22 protein-coding genes are annotated in these 22,724 nt (G+C 60.7%); 12 read left to right on the top strand and 10 right to left on the bottom strand.

Features of this window, described 5'->3' with window-relative positions; translation table 11 throughout:
- Positions 1–8: 8 nt before the first annotated feature.
- The 7 genes from Q1A32_RS05405 to Q1A32_RS05375 all read left to right on the top strand — a co-directional run bounded on the left by Q1A32_RS05405 (position 9) and on the right by Q1A32_RS05375 (position 6,470).
- A complete protein-coding gene (locus Q1A32_RS05405) occupies positions 9–674 on the top strand; it encodes a response regulator transcription factor (protein ID WP_299650580.1) in 666 nt (221 codons plus the stop codon).
- Between the two features lie 61 nt (positions 675–735).
- Entirely contained in the window at positions 736–2,019 is a 1,284-nt protein-coding gene (locus Q1A32_RS05400) for a sensor histidine kinase (RefSeq protein WP_366141207.1), read from the top strand.
- A complete protein-coding gene (locus tag Q1A32_RS05395; RefSeq protein ID WP_299650574.1) occupies positions 1,998–2,996 on the top strand; it encodes an ABC transporter substrate-binding protein in 999 nt (332 codons plus the stop codon). The genes Q1A32_RS05400 and Q1A32_RS05395 overlap by 22 nt, the downstream gene beginning before the upstream one ends.
- A 60-nt stretch (positions 2,997–3,056) precedes the next feature.
- On the top strand, positions 3,057–3,701 hold the full coding sequence (gene maiA / locus Q1A32_RS05390) for a maleylacetoacetate isomerase (RefSeq protein WP_299650571.1): 645 nt from the start codon (positions 3,057–3,059) through the stop codon (positions 3,699–3,701).
- 13 nt (positions 3,702–3,714) lie between these two features.
- Positions 3,715–4,665, top strand: coding sequence for an MBL fold metallo-hydrolase (locus Q1A32_RS05385; protein ID WP_299650568.1), 951 nt, complete (start codon positions 3,715–3,717; stop codon positions 4,663–4,665).
- A 3-nt stretch (positions 4,666–4,668) separates the two neighbouring features.
- Positions 4,669–6,285, top strand: a complete 1,617-nt coding sequence (locus tag Q1A32_RS05380) for an FAD-dependent oxidoreductase (RefSeq protein WP_299650565.1) — start codon at positions 4,669–4,671, stop codon at positions 6,283–6,285.
- On the top strand, positions 6,285–6,470 hold the full coding sequence (locus Q1A32_RS05375) for a DUF2783 domain-containing protein (protein ID WP_299650562.1): 186 nt from the start codon (positions 6,285–6,287) through the stop codon (positions 6,468–6,470). Before Q1A32_RS05380 ends, Q1A32_RS05375 begins: the two co-directional genes overlap by 1 nt.
- On the opposite strand, the gene Q1A32_RS05370 is transcribed toward Q1A32_RS05375, so the two are convergent.
- From Q1A32_RS05370 to ilvD, 4 genes are read right to left on the bottom strand one after another with little or no spacing between them, the layout of a single operon-like run.
- Positions 6,467–6,838: a hypothetical protein gene (locus tag Q1A32_RS05370; RefSeq protein ID WP_299650559.1), complete on the bottom strand. Its 372-nt coding sequence runs from the start codon at positions 6,836–6,838 to the stop codon at positions 6,467–6,469. The two genes, Q1A32_RS05375 and Q1A32_RS05370, sit on opposite strands and share 4 nt — an antisense overlap.
- Before the next feature lie 13 nt (positions 6,839–6,851).
- Positions 6,852–7,625 carry a DUF6478 family protein gene (locus Q1A32_RS05365; protein ID WP_299608584.1) on the bottom strand — a complete coding sequence of 258 codons (774 nt, stop codon included), beginning with the start codon at positions 7,623–7,625 and terminating at the stop codon, positions 6,852–6,854.
- 50 nt (positions 7,626–7,675) lie between these two features.
- Entirely contained in the window at positions 7,676–8,326 is a 651-nt protein-coding gene (locus tag Q1A32_RS05360; RefSeq protein WP_299650556.1) for a hypothetical protein, read from the bottom strand.
- Positions 8,307–10,070, bottom strand: coding sequence for a dihydroxy-acid dehydratase (gene ilvD, locus Q1A32_RS05355; protein ID WP_299650553.1), 1,764 nt, complete (start codon positions 10,068–10,070; stop codon positions 8,307–8,309). Before ilvD ends, Q1A32_RS05360 begins: the two co-directional genes overlap by 20 nt.
- Before the next feature lie 166 nt (positions 10,071–10,236).
- On the opposite strand from ilvD, the gene Q1A32_RS05350 reads away from it, so the two are divergent.
- Genes Q1A32_RS05350 through Q1A32_RS05335 form a run of 4 tightly spaced genes read left to right on the top strand, consistent with a single transcriptional unit; the run spans position 10,237 to position 16,474 of the window.
- Positions 10,237–13,317 (top strand): ABC transporter transmembrane domain-containing protein, encoded by a 3,081-nt coding sequence (locus Q1A32_RS05350; RefSeq protein ID WP_299650550.1) that lies wholly within the window; start codon positions 10,237–10,239, stop codon positions 13,315–13,317.
- Complete coding sequence (locus Q1A32_RS05345; protein ID WP_299650547.1) at positions 13,317–14,222, top strand: CPBP family intramembrane glutamic endopeptidase; 906 nt, start codon at positions 13,317–13,319, stop codon at positions 14,220–14,222. Before Q1A32_RS05350 ends, Q1A32_RS05345 begins: the two co-directional genes overlap by 1 nt.
- Positions 14,223–14,279: 57 nt before the next feature.
- A complete protein-coding gene (accD, locus tag Q1A32_RS05340; protein ID WP_299650544.1) occupies positions 14,280–15,200 on the top strand; it encodes an acetyl-CoA carboxylase, carboxyltransferase subunit beta in 921 nt (306 codons plus the stop codon).
- A complete protein-coding gene (locus tag Q1A32_RS05335; RefSeq protein WP_299650541.1) occupies positions 15,197–16,474 on the top strand; it encodes a folylpolyglutamate synthase/dihydrofolate synthase family protein in 1,278 nt (425 codons plus the stop codon). The genes accD and Q1A32_RS05335 overlap by 4 nt, the downstream gene beginning before the upstream one ends.
- A gap of 77 nt (positions 16,475–16,551) precedes the next feature.
- Here Q1A32_RS05335 and zapE read toward each other — a convergent pair whose 3' ends face one another.
- The gene (zapE, locus tag Q1A32_RS05330; protein WP_299650538.1) at positions 16,552–17,607 is read right to left on the bottom strand and encodes a cell division protein ZapE; all 1,056 of its coding nucleotides are present in this window, start codon (positions 17,605–17,607) and stop codon (positions 16,552–16,554) included.
- A gap of 147 nt (positions 17,608–17,754) precedes the next feature.
- Between zapE and Q1A32_RS05325 the strand changes: the two genes are divergently transcribed.
- Positions 17,755–18,996 carry an MFS transporter gene (locus Q1A32_RS05325; protein ID WP_299650535.1) on the top strand — a complete coding sequence of 414 codons (1,242 nt, stop codon included), beginning with the start codon at positions 17,755–17,757 and terminating at the stop codon, positions 18,994–18,996.
- On the opposite strand, the gene Q1A32_RS05320 is transcribed toward Q1A32_RS05325, so the two are convergent.
- Genes Q1A32_RS05320 through fghA form a run of 5 tightly spaced genes read right to left on the bottom strand, consistent with a single transcriptional unit; the run spans position 18,993 to position 22,708 of the window.
- On the bottom strand, positions 18,993–19,904 hold the full coding sequence (locus tag Q1A32_RS05320; RefSeq protein ID WP_366141222.1) for an alpha/beta hydrolase: 912 nt from the start codon (positions 19,902–19,904) through the stop codon (positions 18,993–18,995). The genes Q1A32_RS05325 and Q1A32_RS05320 overlap by 4 nt on opposite strands.
- On the bottom strand, positions 19,904–20,818 hold the full coding sequence (locus Q1A32_RS05315; protein ID WP_299650528.1) for an ornithine cyclodeaminase family protein: 915 nt from the start codon (positions 20,816–20,818) through the stop codon (positions 19,904–19,906). Before Q1A32_RS05315 ends, Q1A32_RS05320 begins: the two co-directional genes overlap by 1 nt.
- Positions 20,815–21,435, bottom strand: coding sequence for an HAD family phosphatase (locus Q1A32_RS05310; protein ID WP_299650525.1), 621 nt, complete (start codon positions 21,433–21,435; stop codon positions 20,815–20,817). The genes Q1A32_RS05315 and Q1A32_RS05310 overlap by 4 nt, the downstream gene beginning before the upstream one ends.
- Positions 21,432–21,881 (bottom strand): YaiI/YqxD family protein, encoded by a 450-nt coding sequence (locus tag Q1A32_RS05305; RefSeq protein WP_299608613.1) that lies wholly within the window; start codon positions 21,879–21,881, stop codon positions 21,432–21,434. The genes Q1A32_RS05310 and Q1A32_RS05305 overlap by 4 nt, the downstream gene beginning before the upstream one ends.
- The gene (gene fghA / locus Q1A32_RS05300) at positions 21,878–22,708 is read right to left on the bottom strand and encodes an S-formylglutathione hydrolase (protein ID WP_299650522.1); all 831 of its coding nucleotides are present in this window, start codon (positions 22,706–22,708) and stop codon (positions 21,878–21,880) included. The genes Q1A32_RS05305 and fghA overlap by 4 nt, the downstream gene beginning before the upstream one ends.
- Positions 22,709–22,724 lie beyond the last annotated feature (16 nt).

Raw genomic sequence — 22,724 nt, 5'->3', positions numbered from 1 at the left:
CGGATGACATGAAATACCTGCTGATCGAGGACAATGCCGAACTGGCAGGCGCGTTGTGCAATCGCATGCGTCTGGATGGGCATGTCATTGATCATGCAGGCACTTTGTCGGAAGGGTCGGATTTTCTGAGCGTGGGGGAGTACGATCTTATCCTTCTGGACATTATGCTGCCTGATGGTGATGGGCGCGGGTTTCTGGAGCGTCACCGGGCACGTGAGGATGACACGCCGGTTATTGTGCTGACCGCCCGGTCGGAGGTGTCGGACCGGGTTGGGATGCTGGATTTGGGCGCGGATGATTACCTGACCAAACCCTTTGACCATGCCGAATTGCAGGCCCGGTGCCGGGCTGTGTTGCGCCGTCGGACCGGGTCGGCGCAGACGGTTATTCGGCGGGGGGATGCGGCACTTGATCCGGTGGCGTCGGTGCTGACCATTGGGGAGGCGGAGGTGACGTTGCGCAACCGCGAGCTGCGGTTGTTGGAGTTGTTCATGAACGCGCCGGGGCAGATTTTCTCCAAGGACAAGCTGGTGGATCGGCTGTTTTCCTATGACGGGACGGTCACGGACAACGCGATTGAGGTCTATGTCGGGCGGCTGCGCAAGCATTTGGAGCCGTCTTGCCTAACCATTTCGACCCATCGGGGTCTGGGGTATCGGCTGGATGAGGGGTAGGGCGACGTCCCTTCGGCGGCGGCTGACCTGGACCTTAATTGGTGGGGCGGCGGTGCTGGCTGTGCTGTTTTATCTGGTTGTGCGGACCTATGCCCAGCAGATCGCGCAGCAAAGTCAGGACCGGATATTGGAGGCGTCTTTGACGTCTTTGATGGATGCCGCTGTGGTGCGTGAAGGGGCGGTTGAGGTTGACGTGCCTTATGCCGCGTTTGCGATGCTGGATACCGCTGCGGACGACCGCGTGTTTTATGCGGTGCATCAGGGGGAGGCGTTGCTGACCGGGTATGACGGGTTGGTTGACGGGCCGTTTGAACCTGCGGCGCGGCCTGCGTTCCAGACGCAGGCGTTTGGTGAGGCGGAAGTGCGGGTGGCGTCGTTGACGCAGTCTTTGCCTGCCAGCCCTGCGCCTGTTTTGCTGACCGTGAGCGTGGCGCAGACGCGGGACAGTCTGGCGGGGACTTTGTTGGCGATTTCGGTGAATGCGGCGCTGTTTGGCGGGGCGTTTTTTCTGTTGGCGGCGGGGATGGCGCTCTGGACGTCACGGTCCACCGTGCGGCCATTGAGCCAGATGGCGGAGGCTGTGGCGCGGCGGGGGCCGCGGGATTTGCGCCCCGTGGTGCGCCCTGTGCCGACGGAGTTGTCGCCTTTGGTCACGTCGTTGAATTCCCTGATGACACGGTTGAGTGCGTCATTGACCCAGTCGGAGACGTTTATTGCCGAGGCTGCGCACCGGGTGCGGACGCCGTTGGCCACTGTGCGCACCCATGCGGAGGCGACGTTGATGCGGGTAGACAAGGATGAGAACCGGGCGGCTTTGCGGTCTATGATCCGGGCGATTGACGAGAGTTCGCGGGCGGCGGGGCAGTTGTTGGATCATGCGATGGTGACGTTTCGCGGGGATCAGATGGAGCAGCGTCCGGTTGATCTGGTTGCTGTGTGCCGGGAATTGGTGGACCGGCTGACGCCTGTGGCGGAGATGAAGGATCTGGTGTTGGTGTTGGTCGCTAAAGGGCCAGTAGAGGTGCAGGGCGATCCGATCCTGATCCAGAACGCGGTGCGGAACTTGATTGATAATGCGTTGAAATACTCGCCGCCTGATGGGGCGGTGCGGATTGAGGTCGGCGCTGATCCTGTGGCGATTGTGGTGTGCGATGAGGGGGCCGGGTTTCCGGTTGGGCAGATGGCGGAGTTGTCGCAGCGCTTTCAGCGGGGGGTGAATGCGGGCGATACGGTGGGCTCTGGTCTGGGCCTGACCATCGCGCAAGACGTGGCCGAGGCGCATGGCGGGCGGTTGGAATTAAGCAATGCGGACGGAGGCGGGGCATGCGCAACATTGTATTTGTGATTGCATGGCTTTGGGCGTCCGTCTTGGGCGCGGCAGAGTTGGAAGACCGCCAGATGTTTCACGGCGAGGATGGCGTGACCCTGCGCGTGTTGTCGAGCACGGATACGGACATTTTTGCGCCGATCCTTGAGGGGTTTATTGCCCGTAACCCGTCGGTGTCGCTGGATTATGCCGTGGCGGGGTCGGCGGACATTGTGACCTTGATTGCGGAGTGCGGCGATTGCTTTGACGTGGTGATTTCGAGTGCCATGGATTTGCAGTTGAAACTGGCCAATGACGGGTTGGCGCGGCGTCTGGATGGGTTGGCGCAGGGCGGGTCGCAATGGCGGCAGAGCGTGTTTGGGTTTACGCTGGAGCCCGCGACGGTGGTGCTGAACCGGGCCGCATTTGAGGGGCGTGCGTTGCCCACGACGCGGCAGGCGCTGATCGAGGCGTTGCGGGCGGACCCGGAGCACTTTCGGGGGCGGCTCGGGACCTATGATGTGCGGTTGTCGGGGCTGGGGTATCTGTTTGCCACGCAGGATGCGCGGGCGTCCGAGACGTTCTGGCGGTTAATGGAGGTGTTCGGGAACCTTGATGCCCGACTTTATTGCTGTTCGGGGGATATGATCGACGATCTGGCCTCAGGCGAGTTGTTTGTCGCTTACAATGTACTGGGCAGTTACGCATCGACCCGGCCCGAGACGTTGGACAAGGTCACGATCATCACGCCGCAGGATTTTGCGACGACGATGATGCGGACGGCTTTGGTGCTGGAATCGACCGCTATTGGGGATGAGGCGGAGGCGTTGGTGGCCTACCTCACCTCGGGCGCTTGGGCGGCGCAGGATCGGCCCGGCTTTCCTTTGCCGTCGATTGGACAAGCGGAGGTACCGGGTTTGAATGTGGTCAGTCTGGACCCCGGGTTATTGGTCTATCTGGATCGGTTGAAGCGGGCGCTGTTTCTTGAGGCGTGGTCGTCGGCGCTGTTGCGCTGAGGCTTGTTGGTTACAAAATCAACAGTTACCGATGCGACGACTTTTGCAACGGACACCTGCATGACCGCCCCTTTGACCCTGTACAGTTACTGGCGTTCCACGACGTCTTACCGCGTGCGGGCGGCGTTGAACCTGAAGGGTGTGCCGTTTGATATTGTGCCGGTGGACCTGTTGGCGGGGGCACAGAAGGACGCCGGCTATGCCGAAATGAACCCCGGAAAAGGTGTGCCGACGCTGGTGCTGGAGGATGGGTCTGTGCTGACGCAATCGCTTGCGATCCTCGACTATATCGAAGCGCGGTGGCCTGAGCCTGCCTTGTTGCCTGCTGATCCCTTGGCCCGCGCCAGGGTGCAGGCGGCGGCCCATACCTTGGCCGTGGATGTGCATCCTGTGAACAACCTGCGCGTTGTGACCCACCTGCGTGATGCCTACGGCGCGGATACGGATGGCGCGATGGACTGGATGCGGCACTGGATGGTCGAAGGCTTTACCGCGTTCGAGGCGCTGGTGCGGGACGACACTCCCTTTGCCTTTGGGCTCGCGCCGGACCTTGCCGATCTGTGCCTTGTTGCGCAGGTGTATAATGCGCATCGCTGGGGTGTGGATGTGACCCCCTTCCCGAATGCACAGCGGATCGAGGCGGCGTGTCTGGACGTGCCTGCCATTGCTGCCGCCCATCCTGACCAACAACCTGACGCTTCCTGAAAGGACCCGACACATGGCCAAAGCCTTCGCCTCTCAAGGTGACATCACCGAAAAGACGATCACCTTTGATGAGATCGGGGAGGGTCTGTGGGCCTTTACCGCCGAGGGCGATCCGAACTCCGGCGTGATTATTGGTGATGACAGCGTGATGATTGTTGAAGCGCAGGCGACGCCGCGGCTGGCTGAAAAGGTGATTGAGAAGGTGCGGGGCGTGACGGACAAGCCGATCAGCCATGTCGTCTTGACCCATTACCATGCGGTGCGCGTGCTGGGCGCGTCGGCCTATGGTGCCGATCAAATCATCATGTCGGACATGGCGCGTGGCATGGTGGCCGAGCGGGGCCAAGAGGATTGGGACAGCGAGTTCCAGCGCTTTCCGCGTCTGTTCGAGGGGCATGAGAGCATTCCGGGGCTGACCTGGCCGACGACGACGTTTTCGGATTCGATGACAGTGTATCTCGGGTCACGTCGCGTGGACATCAAACACGTAGGTCGCGCCCATACGGCAGGGGATGCTGTGATCCATGTGCCGGATCAGAACGTGATGTTTACTGGCGATATCGTTGAGTATCATTCGGCCTGTTATTGCGGCGACGGGTATTTCGGCGATTGGGGCGACACATTGGATGCGATCAAAGCCTATGACGTGGATGCGATTGCGCCGGGGCGTGGTGATGCGCTTGTGGGGTCCGAGATGGTGAACAAAGCCGTCGAAAGTACGCGGGATTTTGTCGACAGCACGTACCGCCCGGCGGCGCGGGTCGCGGCGCGTGGGGGCACGTTAAAAGAAGCGTGGGATGCGGTGCGCGCTGAGTGTGATCCGAAGTTCAGCGACTATGCGATTTACGAGCACTGCCTGCCGTTCAATGTCGCCCGCGCCTATGACGAGGCCCGCGGCATCGCGCATCCGCGCATCTGGACGGACAAGCGCGATATCGAGATGTGGGAGGCGTTGCAGGGGTAGGCCATGGTCGATGTGCGGTATGACATAGCATTTCAGCTTTACCCATACGCGCCCGTCGCGGCGCAGTCTTTGCCCGCGCAACGGCACCCAGTGGTCATTGTCGGCGGTGGACCCATCGGGATGGCCTTGGCGTTGGATCTTGGGCGCAAGGGCACGCCGGTGCTGGTGCTGGATGACCACGACGGCGTGGGTCAGGGCAGCCGGGCGATTTGTTTTGCCAAGCGGACCTTGGAGATTGCCAATCGGTTAGGTGCGGGGCAGCGCATGATCGACAAGGGGGTGGTGTGGAACGTGGGCAAGGTCTTTCACGGGGACGACCGCGTGTTCCAGTTCAACCTGCAGCCTGAGGATGGGCATCGTTGCCCGGCGTTCATCAACCTGCAGCAGCCGTATTTTGAGAAGTTTCTGGTGGATGAGATCCGGGTGGCTCAGGAGGAGGGCGCACCGATTGAGATCCGGGGGCGCAATGCTGTCACGGCGATGGAGCAGCGGGGTGACCACGTACTGCTGGATGTGGATACGCCGGATGGGCCTTATCAGATCGAGGCCGAGTGGCTGATTGCGTGTGACGGCGCGCGCAGTCCAATCCGTGACATGATGGGGTTGAGCTTTGATGGGCGGGTGTTTGAGGATAATTTCCTGATTGCCGACGTCAAAATGACCGCTGATTTTCCGACCGAGCGGTGGTTCTGGTTTGAGCCGCCGTTCAAGGACGCAGGCCAATCGGCGCTGCTGCACAAGCAGCCAGATGACATCTGGCGGATTGATTTTCAGCTTGGGTGGGACATTGATCGGGCCAAGGAGCTGAAGGAAGAGAACATTCGCGCCCGTGTGGATGCGATGCTGGGCGAGGGGGCGGCGTATGAGCTGGAGTGGACGTCGATCTACACGTTCCAGTGCCGCCGGATGCAGGAGTTTCGGCATGATCGTGTGATCTTTGCCGGGGACAGCGCGCATCAGGTGTCGCCGTTTGGGGCGCGAGGGGCCAATAGCGGTGTGCAGGATGCGGACAATCTGGCGTGGAAGCTGGATTATGTGCTGCGGGGGCTGGCACCCGAGACGTTGCTCGATACCTATTCCGAGGAGCGGGCAGTTGCTGCGGATGAGAACATTCTGAACTCAACCCGTGCCACGGATTTCCTGACGCCCAAGAGTGACATCAGCAAAGTGTTTCGCAATGCGGTGCTGGAACTGGCGCGGGACCATGCCTTTGCCCGGCCTTTGGTCAATTCAGGGCGGTTGTCGGTGCCCTGTGTCTATGACGGGTTGTCGTTGAACGGGCCGGATATGTTGGATGGGCCCGCGCGGACGCGGGTGGGTGCGCCGGCTGTGGATGTGCAATTGGACGATGGCTATCTTCTTGATCGGCTGCCCGGTGGGTTTACGCTGCTTTGTATCGACGCGGCTGCGCCGGACATTTCGGAGGTGGATGGCGTGGCGGTCACGCGTCTGGACCTGATGCGGCGGGACAATCCGGTCTTGTCAGAGCGGTATCTGGGGGATGCCAAAGGTGCTGTTTATCTGATCCGCCCGGATCAGCACGTTGTGGCGCGTTGGGCTGAAGCGTCGGCGGATGATGTGGCTGCGGCTGTGCGGATTGCTTTGGGGAAGGGCGCGTGATGGAATTGAACCTTGAGCCGAACATCGTCGACCCGGATGGGTTTTATGACGAGTTGTTAGCCGCCCATCAGGGGCTGAGCAAGGACGACAGCGACGCGCTGAATGCGCGGTTGATCCTTGTGCTGGCCAATCATGTCGGGGATCGCGATGTACTTTCAGCCGCACTGAAGGCGGCGCGGCGTTAGCTGGTTTCGACGCAATGCCGACGGAAGGCGCGTTTGAGCATGTCCAGCTCTTCGCGCAGAAGCGCCACTTCGCCCCGAATGTCGTCGCCAAGCGCCTCGCCCGCGATCAGGGTGAATTGACCCAGTTTTTCATCGTCCGTCGCGTCCGAGATGACAAAGACCTGTACGCCATCGGCAATAGCCTCGGCAGGGACGGGCACTTGCAACAGCCACTGACCGCCATCGCCCTGTTCGGTGACTTGGACGTCGGGGATGTCGTTTCCCAGATGCGTGACCTTGATCTGCGGCACGCCGGTGCCGTTCTGCTGGATCAGGCCCTGCCAGATGCCGAACCGCATTTTGGTTGGTGTGAGGGTCAGAGTGCTCATGGCTTCCCTTTCGTCACAGGGCCGCGCGCGGACGGCGCGAGAAGGTGAGGTCGCGCAAGGTGACCTGGTTCATTTCCGGCCCTTCAAAGATTAGGTCGATCCACGCCCGCTCCACCCGTTTTTCGTTCAGCTTGGAGTAGGCGAGGTCGAATTCGACGGTCACATCCTCTTCATTCAGAGGCAGTTCGCGGACGATCTGTTCGGTGTTGGGGCCGTGGCGCACGTTAAGGCGGGCGAAGATTTCGAGAGGTTTTTCCATTTCGACAATCGCGTTCATGCCGACAAGATGGTTCTTGGTCAGCCCTTTGACTGCGTCCTCGGGCAAGTCGATCACGAGAGACAGGAACGAGCCGTCGAACTTGAACACGTCAAGCCGGACACCGTAGGGGGCCAGATCTTCTTCGCGCAGGTTGCGCAGCTGGCGCAGGGTCAGTTCGCTGAGTTCGCAGTCATGAAACAGAGTGACCTCATTTCCGAGCATCGATTTGGTTTGAACCGATGATCGTCCGGGAGTTGGCAAGGAGCCACGCCACAATTCGGGCCGCCACGCCCAGTCGGCGTTGTGCGGACGGGGGAATGCGGTCGAGCCGATGGCGGGCAATGCCAGCCGTTCGTCGGCACGGTGGATCAGGCGGTCAAGATGGCTGCGCAGCAAGCGCGCGGCGGACCGCAAACCGCGCAATTCAGACAAGGTGGTATCATTTGCATTGCGCGCCGCACGCGCCCAGCGCCGCACACTTCGCCTGTGCGTGATCTTGTCGATGAAAGAGATGCGGTTGCCTGCCATGTGCCCCTGCGCCCGGTTCGCGTGCCGGTCACTTATCTATGCCAAAGGTTTCACTCAAATAAACCCGAGAGGAGACCACCGTTGGTTTGTTTCGGGCCGCCCGTTGCAGAATTGTCCTGAAGTGCGACCAGTGCCACGACGCTTTGTTCCTGTGTGCGCTCATATGTCTGGATCAGAAGGTTCGGGGCTGTTGCACCCAGATCCTGACCGCTCGTCGCCTCGTAGATGGCCAGACCGACAACGTGATTGCCGACCCGTGCAGCCCCGCGCCAATAGGTATCGCGCATGTCCGGGCTGGGCGGTGCGCCTTTGACCTGCACCAGTGCAAGCGGGCCGTCATCGTCCTGTTGCAGAACCGTTTCCGATGCCCCCGCAACGTCTGATGTGCTGACCTGTGCCGGGCCGGTCACTGCGAGCGTGGTCGCGGTGATGACGGCCAGCGGCGCGTCTGTGTTCAGGTTTCCGCCAAGCGTGTCGCACCGCGCCATGATCGCAAAGCTTTTCCGCAAGCTGCGCTTGTCCACGCAAAAGCCCGGCGGCGGGACCAGTTTGATAGTCCCATCGCCCAAGGTTGCATTGCGCAATGCAAGGTTTTCGCCTGTGGTTGCCCCGCCAAGGTCCAGCGCTGCGATATCTTCGCAGGCGGCCAGACCCATCAGAAGTGCTCCGAGCAGGAAACCCTTACAGGTCCCAGTACTCATGCCGCTCTGCCTTTGCGCCGGGGTGCGTGACCGCCCCTTTGTATGTTTCACCGACAAGCTGCGCGTATTTCCACAGTGCGCCAGAGGCGTAGATGGTTTCGCGCGCGCCAGCCCATGCCGCTTTGCGCGTCGCCAGCTCTTCGTCCGAGAGGTCCACGTTGATGGTGCCCTCGATCGCGTTGATGGTGATCACGTCGCCATCTTTCAGAAGTGCGATGGGGCCACCATGGGCCGCTTCGGGTCCAACATGCCCGATGCAGAAGCCACGTGTCGCGCCAGAGAAACGGCCATCGGTGATCAGCGCCACCTTTTTGCCCATGCCTTGGCCCGAAAGCGCTGCCGTGGTCGCCAGCATTTCGCGCATGCCGGGGCCGCCGGACGGCCCTTCGTTGCGGATGACGAACACGTCGCCTTCCTCGTAGGTGCGGTTCTGAACCGACTCGAACGCGTCCTGTTCACATTCGAACACACGTGCTGGGCCAGTAAAGATCTGGTGCTGGGCTTCCATGCCCGCGACCTTCACGATGGCGCCTTCGGGGGCCACATTGCCCTTCAGGCCAACAACGCCACCCGTCTTGGTGATGGGGTTCTCGATGGGGTAGATGACGCGCCCGTCGGCCTCGAGGCTAATCTTGTCCAGCTCTTCGCCGATGGAGTTGCCGGTGGCGGTCATGCAGTCTTCGTGGATCAGGCCCGCCTTGCGCAGTTCCTTCATCACGACATAGATGCCGCCCGCTTCGTACATGTCCTTGGCCACGTATTGCCCACCCGGTTTCAGGTCGACGAAATAGGGTGTGTCGCGGAAAATCTCGCAGACATCATCAAGGTAGAAGTCGATGCCAGCCTCGTGCGCCATGGCCGGCAGGTGCAGGCCGGCGTTGGTGGACCCACCGGTGCAGGCCACCACGCGGGCCGCGTTTTCGAACGCTTCACGGGTGCAGATGTCGCGCGCGCGGATGTTCTTTTCGATCAGGTTCATGACCGCGGCACCGGACGCTTCGGCGTATTGGTCACGGCTTTCGTAGGGGGCGGGGGCCCCGGCGGAGTTGGGAAGGGCAAGGCCGATGGCTTCGGACACGCAGGCCATGGTGTTGGCAGTGAACTGGCCACCACACGCACCCGCCGACGGGCAGGCGACGCGTTCAAGCACGTCAAGCTCCGCTTCGGTCATGGTGCCGTTTTGCTGGTGTCCGACCGCTTCGAACATGTCCTGCACGGTCAGGTCGCGGTTGGCGTATTCCTCGGGCACCTTGGCCCCGACAGGGGCGCGACCCGGCAGGATCGACCCGCCATAGAGGAAGACGGACGGCACGTTCAGACGGATCATCGCCATCATCATGCCGGGCAGGGACTTGTCACAGCCCGCGAGGCCCACGATGGCGTCATAGCAGTGGCCGCGCATGGTGAGTTCCACGGTGTCGGCGATGGCTTCGCGACTGGCCAGCGAAGAGCGCATGCCCTCGTGGCCCATGGCGATGCCGTCGGTGACGGTGATGGTGGTGAACTCACGCGGTGTGCCGCTGGCGGATTTGACGCCCATTTTCACCGATTGCGCCTGACGGTTCAGGGCAATGTTGCAGGGGGCCGCTTCGTTCCAGCAGGTGGCGACGCCGACCAGAGGCTGGTGAATTTCAGCCTCTGTCATACCCATGGCATAATAGTACGACCGGTGCGGCGCGCGCGCGGGCCCTTCGGTCACATGGCGGCTGGGCAATTTGGACTTGTCGAACTTGCCTTTGAGCATTTGGCGTCTCCCCTGAAAGCGTCTGGACCGGAATAGCCATTGGTCCGCTGTGCTGCAAGCGTCCGCGGTTGTAATAGGACATTGCTGGCACTAGGTTTTCCGGACGGATCGCACCCGGTTGTCGTTTCAACCAATTGGACAGGGGCGGCGCCCGCCAGGACGAGTTATGGATTCCACCATCTTCGCTTTCATCTGGAAGCACTCCAAGCGTGATCAGTTGATGCTGTTGGGGCTCACGATTGTGACGTTCCCGTTTCTCTATGCGACGCTCGAATTGCCCAAGCGCATCATCAACGATGCCATTGGTGCGTCGGGTGGATTGATCAACTTTTTCGGGTTTGACCTGACCCAAATCCAGTTCCTTCTTGCCTTGTGTTTTGGCTATCTGGCCGCCGTTCTGGCGCATGGTTTGCTGAAGATGCGCCTGAACACCATGAAAGGCGTGACGGCAGAGCGGTTGTTGCGCCGCTTTCGGTTCCAGCTGATCACCCGCATGTTGCGGTTTCCGCGCAGTTATTTCCGTTCGACCAGTCAGGGTGAGTTGGTCAGCATGGTCACATCCGAGGCGGAGCCGATGGGTGGCCTGATGGGTGATATGGTGGCACAGCCTGTGTTCCAGGCCGGTCAGATGCTGATCATCGTGGTGTTTCTGTTCCTGCAATCGGTGTGGTTTGGCTTGGCCGGGATCGCGCTGATCCCTCTGCAGGCCTACGTCATTCCGATGCTGCAACGGCGGATCAACCTCCTGAACAAGGACCGGATCAAGCAGGTGCGCGCATTCTCGGCCGAGATTGGCGAAAGCGCGGCAGGCATCTCTGATCTGCGCACCAATGGCGGTCTGCGGTACCGGCAGGCGCAGTTTACGGATCGGTTGGGGCGGATTTTCGAGCTGCGGTTCAAGATCTACCAGCAGAAGTTCTTTATGAAGTTTCTCAACAACTTCATCACGCAGCTGACGCCGTTTTTCTTTTATTCCGTGGGTGGGTATCTGGCCATTCGTGGCGACATCACCGTGGGCGCGCTGGTGGCGGCGATTGCGGCCTACAAGGACCTGTCGAGCCCGTGGAAAGAGCTGCTGACCTACTACAACCAGACGCAGGACATGTCCTTGCGGTGGGAGATCGTGACGGACCGCTTTGCCCCGCGCGACATGATTGACGAGGCGCTGTTCGAGGGCGAGCCGGAGGTTATTCCCCACCTGCAGGGCGACATCGTCATGGACAACGTGACGATCCGCAACGCGGAGAATACGCCTGTTCTTGAGCGGATCGACCTGACCATTCCCAAGGGCGCGCGTGTTGCCATTCAGGCCAAGAACCAATCTGAGCGGACCGCATTGGCCGAGCTGTTGACACGTGAGGTGTTGCCGACGCGTGGCACGATCACGATGGCCGGGCACGACCTGTCGGAACTGCACCAAGAGATTGTGTCGGCCCGCATCGGCTATGCCCAGTCGCGCCCGTACCTGTTTGACGGCACGCTGGGCAGCAACCTGTTGATGCCGCTGATGACCCGTCCGAACACCGTGCCGTGGAATCAGCGCGGCAAGGATCGCTACACCACCGAAGCGCTGCGGTCTGGCAACAGCGTCGACCGGGTGGATACGGAATGGGTTGATCCGGGCCTTGCCGGTCTGGGTACTGAAGATGAAGTGCGCGCGTGGTGGTTCGAGCTGGTCGAAGCTATGGGCATCGACGAATTCATGTTCCGCCGCATGCTCAACAGCCGCATTGACCCGCAAAAACATCCGGAATTGGCCAAAGCCGTTGTTGATCTGCGCCCCAAGGTCGAGGAGTGTCTGCGCGACAAGGGGATGCTGGACGAAGTGTACCGCTTTGATCCCGACGAATTTAACCCAGCCGTGCCTTTGGGCGGCAACCTGTTGTTTGCCGCGCCGTCCCGCGACATCTCGCAACAGGGGCTGGCGCGCGATCATCGCTTCATCAATCTGGTCTTTGAACATGGGCTAGCCGAACAGGGTATCGCCATCTCGCAAACCCTGATTGACACGCTGCACCAGACCTTTGGCCGCGACGGAACAAGCCACCCGTTGTTTACGGCGCTCAACATCGAAGAAGAGATGTATGAGCAGCTTGTCGATATCTCTGCCCGCCGTCGGGAACGTGGCGATGTGGCCTTGACCGATGATGAATTTGCGTTGCTGTTGACCGTGCCCTTCGCCTTTACGGCAGAACAGATTGGCCCCGCATTCCCGGAAAGCTTCAAGAACGAGATCGTGCAAATCCGCAAGACCAACGGGGCGGCGCTGCGCGAGCAGACCAAGGGCATCTTTATCCCGATCGAGCCGGAAACATATCTGCCACGCCTCACTTTGCTGGAGAACGCGCTTTATGGTCGAATCTCCATGGTTGCGGGTGCGAAGGGGGAGTTGATCGAAGATCTGGTTGCCGAACTGATCAGCGACAACAATCTGCGGCGACAGGTGGCTGAAACGATCTTTGATATCCGCACGGGGCTTGGCGGTACCAACTTGCCAACGATCTTCCACGAACGCGCGGCGTTTTCCCGGGCCGGTATCAAGCGCCCGGACATTCTGGTGCTTGATCGGGCGTTGGCAAGCCATGGCGGCGATCAGCGACGCAAGACGCGGACGGCCCTGCGCAAGCTGTTGCCTGACGCCACACTGATTTTCCTTGAGGAACATTTCAACAACCCGGATGCCTATGACCTTTTTATCGAGATCAAGGATGGGCGCATCGACGGTGTGCAAGCCAATGAAGATGATGAGGAGGCCGATGACCTGAGCCGCAAGTTGCGGGTCATCTCTCGGGCTGAGTTGTTTTCGGGGATCGACAGTCGAAATCAGCGCCTGCTTGCCTTTGCCGCGCAGTGGTACACTGCCGAAGAGGGGCAGCGCATCTTTTCGATGGAGGAGAAAGCGGATGCTGCGTATCTGTGCGTCAAGGGCAGCGCCGTGCTCAGCTACGATTCCGATGATGGTCAAGACAGACAGGTGTCCGTGGTCGAACCGGGTCGTTTGATCGGCGACCTTGCGATCATCCTGGACGAGCCGCGCCAGCTGCACCTGACCGCCCTGTCCGAAGTGACATTCCTGCGCATCGGTGCGGCGGAGTTCCGTGCTGTGCTGGAAGAGGATGCAGATGTCTTGATGAGCTTGCTGCACACCGTTGCAAGCCATTTGACGGGGGCGGCCGAGTTGTTGCGCCAGGCCAATGTGCAAATTCCGCAGGACGAGGGCCCGCCGCCCCCGCCGATTGACGACTGATGGGTGTTCTCAGCTTTGATTATCGCCCGCATGCGCGCTTCATCGATCCCGCGCGGGATCGCGCGCAGCTGTGGCGGTTGATCCTTGGCGTCATTCTGGTCGCGGGGTTCTTCCTTGTTCTCAGCCAGCTGGTGTTCGGCACCATTCTCGGCTTGTTGGAGCCGCAGACAGCCAATGCCGTTCTGCGCGACGCCCAGACTGGCCAGACGGCGGGTGGCATGCTTTTGCTCTTGTTCCAGTTGGGTCTTTTGGCGGTCTCTGCCGCACTGGTCGTGATTGTGGTGCACAACCGTCGCCCCGCGACACTGATTGGGCCCGTGAGCCTTGCTGTGCGCCAATTCACGGCGGTGCTGTTCATGATGGTTCTGTTGACCGCTGCGTTGTGGCTGTTGCCCCCTTATGACGCAGGCGAACCGCTGTCGCAGAATATGAATGTAGGCCGGTGGCTGATTTTGCTGCCCATCGCAATTGTCGCTGTTTTTGTGCAGATCGGCGCGGAAGAGGTTCTGTTTCGCGGCTACTTGCAGCAGCAGCTGGCGGCGCGGTTCAAGTCACCAATCATCTGGATGGTTGCGCCAGCCATGCTGTTTGGATTTGGCCATTACCTCCCCGAGAGCGCGGGCAGCAATGCGGTCACGATTGCGCTTTGGGCGACGCTGTTCGGGATATTGATGGCGGACCTGACGGCGCGCTCGGGCACCCTTGGTCCTGCAATGGCCGTGCACTTTTCCAACAACATCTCGGCCATGGTTCTGACGGCCACCCCGGACGAGATGTCCGGTCTTGCCTTGTATGTTTTGCCCTTCGGCATTGGGGACGAGGCGGCGATGGCCGCGTGGCTGCCGGTGGACTTCGGTTTCATGCTGGTCAGTTGGCTTGCGGCCCGCCTTGCCATTCGCGCTTGATTGCATTTGGCGCGGCCCCGGATTATCTGACATGCACCACGGCAGCAGGAAGCCCACATGAACTGGATTACCAACTACGTCCGGCCCCGGATCAATTCGATCTTTTCGCGGCGCGAGACACCGGACAATCTGTGGACCAAATGCGATGACTGCGGCACCATGCTGTTTCACCGCGAGTTGTCGGACAATCTGAACGTCTGCACCAACTGCAACCACCACATGGCGATCACGCCGCGTGATCGGTTCACCGCACTGTTTGATGGCGGCATCTTTACCGAGGTTGAGGTGCCTGCGCCGTTGGCCGACCCCCTGCATTTCCGCGATCAGAAACGATATCCCGACCGGATGAAGGCCGCCCAGAAGGCCACGGGCGAGGAAGAAGCGATGCTTGTCGCGCGCGGCGAGATTGGCCGTACGCCCATCGTCGCCTGCGCACAGGACTTTTCCTTCATGGGTGGATCCATGGGCATGTATGTGGGCAACGCCATCATCGCCGCCGCCGAAGAGGCGGTGAAGCTGAAGCGCCCGTTGGTTCTGTTTTCCGCCGCAGGTGGTGCGCGGATGCAGGAGGGTATCCTGAGCCTCATGCAGATGCCCCGGACAACCGTGGCCGTGCAGATGCTGAAAGAGGCGAACCTGCCCTACATCGTTGTGCTGACCCACCCGACGACCGGTGGTGTGACGGCCAGCTATGCCATGTTGGGTGATGTGCATATCGCTGAACCCAACGCCCTGATCTGTTTTGCCGGTCCACGCGTGATCGAACAGACCATCCGTGAAAAGCTGCCCGAAGGGTTTCAGCGGGCCGAGTATCTTCTGGATCATGGCATGCTCGACCGCGTCACAAGCCGGACCCAAATGCGCGACGAGTTGATCACGATCACGCGTATGTTGATGGGCCTGCCCCCCGCCGTCAAAGGCGACCTGCCGGCACCTGATCCTGCCCCGACCGAGGCCGAGGACGCCGCACAGGAATGAGCGCCGGTTCCGATGCCATCCTCGCACGGATGATGGCGCTGCATCCCAAGGTGATCGACCTGACGCTTGACCGCGTGTGGCGACTGCTTGAGGCACTGGGCAACCCGCAGAACGATCTACCGCCCGTCATCCATGTCGCAGGCACCAATGGCAAGGGGTCGACCCAGGCCATGATCCGTGCGGGTCTTGAGGCCGCAGGGCACCGCGTCCACGCTTACACCTCGCCGCATCTGGCGCGCTTTCACGAGCGTATTCGGCTGGCAGGGGATTTGATTTCAGAGCCTGATCTGACGGCCTATCTGGACGAATGCTATGCCGCCAATGGTGGCGATGACATCACCTATTTTGAAATCACGACCTGCGCGGCCATCCTTGCCTTTGCGCGCACGCCTGCGGACTACACGCTGCTTGAGGTGGGCCTTGGCGGGCGGTTGGATGCCACCAATGTCATTGCCAAGCCTGCGCTGACGATCATCACGCCGGTGTCTATGGATCACGAGGCGTTTCTGGGCGACACGCTGGCCAAGATCGCGGGTGAAAAGGCCGGGATCATCAAGCGGCAAGTGCCCTGTATTGTTGGTCCACAAGATGAAGACGGGTTGAATGTGATCGAAGCGCAGGCCATGCGGCTGGGCGCGCCGCTACAGGTGTACGGTCAGCACTGGCATGCAGCACCCGAACGGGACGGGATGGTGTATCAGGACGAAGCTGGTCTGCTCGATTTGCCGCGTCCTGTGCTGCCCGGCGATCACCAAATCCAGAATGCAGGTATGGCGCTGGCAGCTTTGCGACATCTGGGATGTGACGAGGCGGCTTGTCTTGCCGCGGTGACAAACGCCGAATGGCCCGCCCGAATGCAGCGCTTGCGCACGGGTCCTTTGGCAAAGCGTGCGGCTGCAGTTGGGGTGGAGTTGTGGCTGGACGGCGGTCACAACCCGGCGGCAGGGGTGGCGATCGCAAGTGTCCTGCGCAGCCTGCCCAAACGGCCCACGCATTTGATCTGCGGTATGCTCAATACAAAGGATGCGCGCGGGTATCTCGAACCGCTGGCGGCAGAGGTGGACGGGCTGACCGCTTTGTCCATTCCGGGTGAAGCGAATACATTGCCGGCGGCAGAAACGGCCAAGGCCGCGCGCGATGTCGGTATGACGGCGACGGAGGCTGAAAATGCGGAAGCCGCCCTTGAAACGATCCTGACCCGCCATCCCAACGCCCGCGTCTTGATCTGTGGGTCGCTCTATCTGGCCGGGTCGGTTTTGCGGGAAAACGGCTGACGCTGCCCGATCTCTGGCCGGGTGGAGCAGGTCGTATTGGCCGATCTGCGGATTGCGCCGGTGCGTCAATGGCAGGGTCAAGCCGCCCAATCCACACTTTGCATTTCCCGCAAGCGCGACGCCGTGCGTTCAAATTCGAACGTCCCTTCGCCCTCAAGGTATAGCATTTCCGGCGTGTCAGCGGCCGAGCAGATCAGTCTCACACGCGCCTCGTAAAGCGCGTCGATCAGGGTCACAAAGCGCTTGGCTTCGTTGAAGTTGCTGCGGCCAAGGCACGGGATATTGTCGATCATCAGAACCTTGCAGGCCTCTGCAACGGCTAGAAAATCGGCCGGGCCCAGCGGTTTCGAGCACAGGTCAAAGAAGTTGCTGCGCCCGATCCCGTTGCGGAACTGTGGAATGGTCACGGTGCGTCCGTTGACCGTCAGGTCCAACGGCTCCGACGCGCCGCCGGACAGGTCGGACCAGATCGCATCCATCCCTGCCCGTGCTGCGCCGCCCAATGGTGAGAAATAGACGGGGCTTCCGGACAGGCGGTCCTGCCGGTAATCGGTGGGAGAGGCCAGTTCCCACACCTCCATCTTGTCTTTCAAAAGGTCAATGAAGGGCACGAAAAGCTGCCTGTTCAGACCATCCTTATAGAGGTCATCCGGCACCCGATTTGATGTGGTCACCACGACAACACCAGCCGCAAACAGCGCCTCGAACAAGCGGCCCACAATCATCGCATCTGTGATGTCGGTGATCTGCATTTCGTCAAAGGCGAGCAGGCGGACCGAGGCGGCGACATCTACAGCGACCGGGGCAATTGCGTCGTCCACGCCCTTCTGCCGGGCGACGTGCATGGCGGCATGAATTTCCTGCATGAAAGCGTGGAAATGGACCCGCCGTGCCGGAACGTCGAGGCGCGCGGCAAAGAAGTCCATCAGCATCGACTTGCCGCGTCCGACACCGCCCCACAGATAAAGACCCTTGGGCGCTTCGGGTGCTTTTCGAAACAGCCCCTTTTTCACGGGCGCAGCAAGGGCCGCACGGATACGCTCAAACTCAGGCAGAACGGCCAGTTGGGCATCGTCACCTTGCAGCTCGCCCTTGTCTACAAGCGTTTGATATTCGGTCAGCAAATCGGTCATTGCCCCTGTGGTAGCGCGCACGCCGCCGCATGGGAAGCCCAAGGGAAATCGGGTCAGTTCAGCTTTGGTGATGTGACGCCAAGAATTCCTGATTTGACGCATGTACCTGCGTCCATACAGTCGAGCGTATCAATCAAAGGCGCTTGCATGACCGACCGTACCCCGCTGTTTACACCCGTCCTTATCGTGGGCTGCGTCATCATCATGGTCAGCTTTGCGGTGCGCGCCTCATTTGGTGTGTTCCAGATCCCCATCGCGGAGGAGTTCGGCTGGCTCCGTACCGAGTTCTCACTCGCCATTGCGATTCAGAACCTTGCGTGGGGGATCGGCCAGCCGATCTTTGGTGCGATTGCGGAGAAAATCGGGGATCGCAAAGCCATTTTCATGGGTGCGATCATCTACGCTGTGGGTCTGGTGCTGAGCGCCGGAGCCACGACACCGATCGAGCATCAGCTCTATGCTTGGCTGGTTGGTTTCGGCGTGGCTGGCACCGGTTTTGGCGTCATCCTCGCCGTTGTGGGCCGTGCCAGCAGTGACGAAAACCGGTCCATGTCACTGGCGGTCGTGGCGGCGGTGGGATCGGGTGGGCAGATATTTGGCGCGCCCGTGGCCGAATGGATGCTGAGTTTCATGCCGTGGCAGTCCGTGTTCCTGTGGTTTGCGCTGGCTATCATTCTGTTGGTTCTCACGTTGCCCGCGATGAAGGTTCCGTCCATGGCATCGAAGGCGGAGTTGGAGGAATCGCTGGGTCAGGTTCTGGTGAAGGCGTTCAAGGACCCGTCCTATACCCTCATCTTTCTGGGCTTCTTTTCCTGCGGTTATCAGGTCGCCTTTATGACAGCGCACCTGCCCGCCTTCGTGACGGAAGTGTGCGGCCCGATTGTTCCCGGCGGAGTGCTGCACAATATCGGGATCACAACGACGTCTGCTTTAGGGGCCGTTGCCCTGTCGTTGATCGGGTTGGCCAATATCGCGGGTACGTTGGCAGCTGGCTGGGCGGGCAAGCACTTTCCCAAGAAGTACCTGTTGGCGGGCATCTACGCGGGACGGACGGTGGTTGCATCGCTGTTCATCATCCTGCCCATGACGCCGACGACCGTCATTATGTTCTCTATCGCGATGGGATCTTTGTGGTTGGCAACGGTTCCGCTGACCAGCGGTCTGGTCGCCCACATCTATGGCTTGCGGTACATGGGCACGTTGTACGGCATCATTTTCCTCAGCCACCAGTTGGGGTCTTTTCTGGGTGTGTGGCTGGGTGGGCGGCTTTACGACGCTTACGGAACATACGATCAGGTCTGGTGGATCGGCGTGGCAATCGGCGCGTTCAGTGCCATTGTGCATCTGCCGATCCGCGAAAAGCCCTTGGGTCAGCCAGCAGCCGCTTAACCGCGTGACGCGCGGATCGCCTCAAGAACCATATCGGTATGAGTGTGGGGCAGGGAGTGCCCCGCTTCTGGAACGACGACTTGATGGGCGTTTGGGTTCCACTCAGCCAGCGTGTCTTTGCAGCTCAGAGGGATGACACCGTCTTCTGCCGCCCAGACGGCAAGGACGGGGACACCGGCCGCCGCGATGGCCCTGTGCTGATCTTCGCAGGTCGTACGCAGCAGGCCGCGCAAACTGGACAGCACCGCGGGAAAGTAGCCGCGCCGCGTGGTTTCGGCATGCTGCAGATCATATATCCCGTCAACCGTTGTGGGCAGATGCTCTTCTGCTTTGATGCCGCGCCTCACTTCCCAAGGGTAGGCCGCCAGAAACAGCCAATCGCCTATGATCGGCAGGTCGCGGGCCAGAGCGATGCGGCTGCCGGCAAGCTCGAACATACCTGCCGGAGCCAGCAGGATGAGTTGTTTGACGCGCTGCGGATGGCGCGCTGTGAAATGGGCTGCGACAGCGCCCCCCATTGAGTAACCAAGCACCGTCAGGTTTCCGTCGATATTCTGGTCGCCGAGCAAGTCGACCAGTTGTCGATCAAAAAAGTCGGCGTCCTGATCACCCCTGATCCGGTCGGAATAGCCGCGCCCATACAGATCATAGACGAGGACCCGGAACCCCATCAGGGCCAGTCCTTTCGCCATGCCCCGCCACACGAACGAAGGGGTCGTCAGCCCGTGAATGCAAACGGCAACCGGGCCACGTTCCGGTCCCAACCATTCGTAGTGCGTGGTGCCCTGGGACAGCAGGGCAAATTGCCCGGGTGCTCTTGCGCGCTGGGCGTCGGACATGCCCGACCGCATGAGTTCGGTCGTTATCGGTATGGCCAGAATGCCCAACAGGATCACCACGACCCACATCACGCGGCGGTCCACCGATCCAGAATGTAGCGGCTGGTCATCAGGTCCAAATGTGCGCCGCCGCCATTCTTGAACAGGGTGATATCCTCGTCGTTTCGGGTGAACGCGTTCAGATCGTAGTAGTCGGCCAACAGGTGGTCGCGGCTGATCGTACCGGCCTCAAGCGGGATTTTCACCTCCCCAATATGACCGATGGTTGTGTCGAAACTGTCCACGAACACGCGGGATTTCAGCAGGGCCGTGTCATCCACCTCTCGCATGTCAGGGCGGTAAGCGCCGATCAGGTCGATGTGCTGGCCGGGTTGCAGCCAGTCGCCCTGGATCACGGGTTCGGTCGACATAGTGGCGCTGGTGATGATGTCGGCGCGGCGCACGGCCTTTTCCAGATCATCGGCCACAGTCAGCGTGGGCCGCTCCGCCGCCATCGCCAGCGCATTTGCACGGGTGCGGTTCCAGATGTGAAAATTAGCGCTGGGGAAGATCGCGGAGTAGGCATCGTGCAGAGCCCGACCCACTGTTCCGGCACCCACAATCAGGATGTTGTTGCTGTCAGGACGGGCCAGTTTGCGGGCCGCCAGCAGGCTATCGCCCGCGGTTTTCCACTTGGTTACAAGATGGAAGTCGATGATGGCCTGCAATGTGCCGTCGCCATCGGAATAGAGGTTCACACCCCCATTGATCATCGGTGCACCCCTGCCGGGATTGCCGGGAAAGACCGTTGCGGTTTTGACAGCCATGCCCATTCCGTCGATCCACGCCGCGCGGCTGAGCAGTGTGTCCGGATCGCGATACAGGAACGTGTCTCCGATTTCAGCCTTGGGCAGGGTGTGCCCGGCGGCGAACGCATCGGTCAGGCCGATCCAGTCCAACACCGCCTCGCCTTCCGTAAATGGAATATAGGGGACCGAAGTCACGCCGCTTCGCTTTCCGTCAGCAAGCCTTCTTTCACCAGTCGGTTTGCCCAGCCGTCCGGGCCCTTGAAGTGATGTGTGCGCCAGCCACGCATCTGGGCGGCGGCGATGTTGTCGGCGCGGTCATCGGTAAAAATCAGGCTTTCGCCGCGCAGGCCGCTCGCGTCCTCAAGCATCTTGTAGATATTCGCGTCGGGCTTGACGACCTGCATATGGCCCGAGATGAAGTCGCGGTCGAATTCGTTCAGAAACGGATAGCGGGTGGCAGCGAAGTCGTAGCTGCCAATACCGAAATTGGTGAGCGAAAATACCGGCACCTCGTTGGCCTGAAGCGCTTTCATCAGGCGGACCGAATGGTCGATTGCGGGTGACGCCATTTCAATCCAGCGGTCGTGCCACATGCGAATTTCGTCCCGCCAATCGGGGTACTCTTCGGCGGCCGCATAGATGGTTTCGGTAAACGGGTGGCCCAGATCGACCTTTTCGTTCACGCCATGCAGATCGACGGCCTTGAACATGGCGCGACGACGGTCTTCGCCAATCACGCTGTCATAGAAGCGCTCGGGTTGCCATTCGATCAGCACGTTGCCGATATCGAACACCACAGCTTTGATCATCATCTTTTGGCAGCCCTTAATTCTCTTTCCAATGCGTCCAGAAAACGCGATCTGTCAGCCTTGGTAAAGCCCTTCCCGCCGCCTTGCCGAAACGGGTCTGCCGCGCGCAGGTCGGCCATCAGGTCGCGGGTGGCGAGCACGTTGCCGATATTGGCGGCTGTCAGCGCTTCGCCGTTGTGTTTGAGCACCCGCGCACCCGCTTCGACGCATTTGGCGGCAAGGGGGATATCGCCTGTGATCACCACGTCGCCCGTTGTCGCCCGATCCGCGATCCACATGTCCGCGATGTCAGGACCTTCCGGCACGATAACAGTCTCTACCAAAGGGTTTTGCGACGGGCGTAGTCCGCCGTTGGACACGACTTTCATCGGCACCTTGTGGCGTGTTGCGACCTTTTCGGCCTCTGCTTTCACCGGGCAGGCGTCGGCGTCAATATAGAGGGTGGTCATGCCCAAAGGTGTTCCGCATGGAAGGCGACGTGGTCCTCCATGAAAGTCGAAACAAAGAAGTAGGAGTGGTCGTAACCCGGCTGCATCCGGAACTGGATTTGCTGACGTCGGGCAGCGGCGGCTTCGGCCAGCGCTTCGGGTTTCAGCAGGTCGATGAACTGGTCATTGGTGCCCGTGTCGATCAACATCGGCCCGTCAAAGCCCCGATCCCGCATGCAAAGGGTGGCGTCGTGCGGCGACCAGAGGTCTTCATTGCTTCCCAGATATGCCGAGAGCTGCTTGCGTCCCCAGTCGCTGGCGCTGGGGTTTGTGATAGGCGAAAACGCTGACACAGACCGAAAGCGGCCCGGAGCAGACATCGCCATGGTCAGCGCCCCGTGCCCGCCCATGGAGTGGCCGGTGATCGACTGGCGATCCATATCGACGGCGAACGTGTTGCCCAGAAGCTCTGGCAAGTCCTCCATCACGTAATCCCACATGCGGTAGTGGCTGGCCCACGGTTCTTCGGTTGCGTTCACGTAGAAGCCGGCGCCCTTGCCCAGGTCATAGCCATCATCGTCAGCCACCTCGTCGCCGCGCGGGGATGTATCGGGAAAACACAGGGCAATCCCGTGTTCTGCCGCCCAGGCTTGCGCGCCCGCCTTGGTCATGGCGTTTTCGTGTGTGCAGGTCAGGCCCGACAGATACCAGAGCAGGGGGACGGGCCCGTCTTGGGCTTCCTGCGGCAGGAACAGGCCGAATGTCATGTCACACGAACAGGCGCTGGAGCGGTGGGTATAGATCCCTTGGGTACCGCCGAAGCAGGCGTTTTCGGAGTTGGTTTGCATGGGCGTGATCCTCTCT

This window comes from uncultured Tateyamaria sp., from assembly GCF_947503415.1.
Lineage (GTDB): Bacteria > Pseudomonadota > Alphaproteobacteria > Rhodobacterales > Rhodobacteraceae > Tateyamaria.
This window is presented reverse-complemented; position numbering and strand designations above follow the sequence as displayed.

Excerpts from the sequence above, each read along its gene's own strand:
- Q1A32_RS05385 (WP_299650568.1), top strand. The coding sequence starts at position 3,715 with ATGGCCAAAGCCTTCGCCTCTCAAGGTGACATCACCGAAAAGACGATC.
- ilvD (WP_299650553.1), bottom strand. The coding sequence starts at position 10,070 with ATGCTCAAAGGCAAGTTCGACAAGTCCAAATTGCCCAGCCGCCATGTG.
- Q1A32_RS05405 (WP_299650580.1), top strand. The coding sequence starts at position 9 with ATGAAATACCTGCTGATCGAGGACAATGCCGAACTGGCAGGCGCGTTG.
- Q1A32_RS05310 (WP_299650525.1), bottom strand. The coding sequence starts at position 21,435 with ATGATGATCAAAGCTGTGGTGTTCGATATCGGCAACGTGCTGATCGAA.
- Q1A32_RS05320 (WP_366141222.1), bottom strand. The coding sequence starts at position 19,904 with ATGTGGGTCGTGGTGATCCTGTTGGGCATTCTGGCCATACCGATAACG.
- Q1A32_RS05350 (WP_299650550.1), top strand. The coding sequence starts at position 10,237 with ATGGATTCCACCATCTTCGCTTTCATCTGGAAGCACTCCAAGCGTGAT.
- Q1A32_RS05395 (WP_299650574.1), top strand. The coding sequence starts at position 1,998 with ATGCGCAACATTGTATTTGTGATTGCATGGCTTTGGGCGTCCGTCTTG.
- fghA (WP_299650522.1), bottom strand. The coding sequence starts at position 22,708 with ATGCAAACCAACTCCGAAAACGCCTGCTTCGGCGGTACCCAAGGGATC.
- accD (WP_299650544.1), top strand. The coding sequence starts at position 14,280 with ATGAACTGGATTACCAACTACGTCCGGCCCCGGATCAATTCGATCTTT.
- maiA (WP_299650571.1), top strand. The coding sequence starts at position 3,057 with ATGACCGCCCCTTTGACCCTGTACAGTTACTGGCGTTCCACGACGTCT.
- Q1A32_RS05335 (WP_299650541.1), top strand. The coding sequence starts at position 15,197 with ATGAGCGCCGGTTCCGATGCCATCCTCGCACGGATGATGGCGCTGCAT.
- Q1A32_RS05345 (WP_299650547.1), top strand. The coding sequence starts at position 13,317 with ATGGGTGTTCTCAGCTTTGATTATCGCCCGCATGCGCGCTTCATCGAT.
- Q1A32_RS05365 (WP_299608584.1), bottom strand. The coding sequence starts at position 7,625 with ATGGCAGGCAACCGCATCTCTTTCATCGACAAGATCACGCACAGGCGA.
- Q1A32_RS05305 (WP_299608613.1), bottom strand. The coding sequence starts at position 21,881 with ATGACCACCCTCTATATTGACGCCGACGCCTGCCCGGTGAAAGCAGAG.
- Q1A32_RS05375 (WP_299650562.1), top strand. The coding sequence starts at position 6,285 with ATGGAATTGAACCTTGAGCCGAACATCGTCGACCCGGATGGGTTTTAT.
- Q1A32_RS05370 (WP_299650559.1), bottom strand. The coding sequence starts at position 6,838 with ATGAGCACTCTGACCCTCACACCAACCAAAATGCGGTTCGGCATCTGG.
- Q1A32_RS05360 (WP_299650556.1), bottom strand. The coding sequence starts at position 8,326 with ATGAGTACTGGGACCTGTAAGGGTTTCCTGCTCGGAGCACTTCTGATG.
- Q1A32_RS05380 (WP_299650565.1), top strand. The coding sequence starts at position 4,669 with ATGGTCGATGTGCGGTATGACATAGCATTTCAGCTTTACCCATACGCG.
- zapE (WP_299650538.1), bottom strand. The coding sequence starts at position 17,607 with ATGACCGATTTGCTGACCGAATATCAAACGCTTGTAGACAAGGGCGAG.
- Q1A32_RS05325 (WP_299650535.1), top strand. The coding sequence starts at position 17,755 with ATGACCGACCGTACCCCGCTGTTTACACCCGTCCTTATCGTGGGCTGC.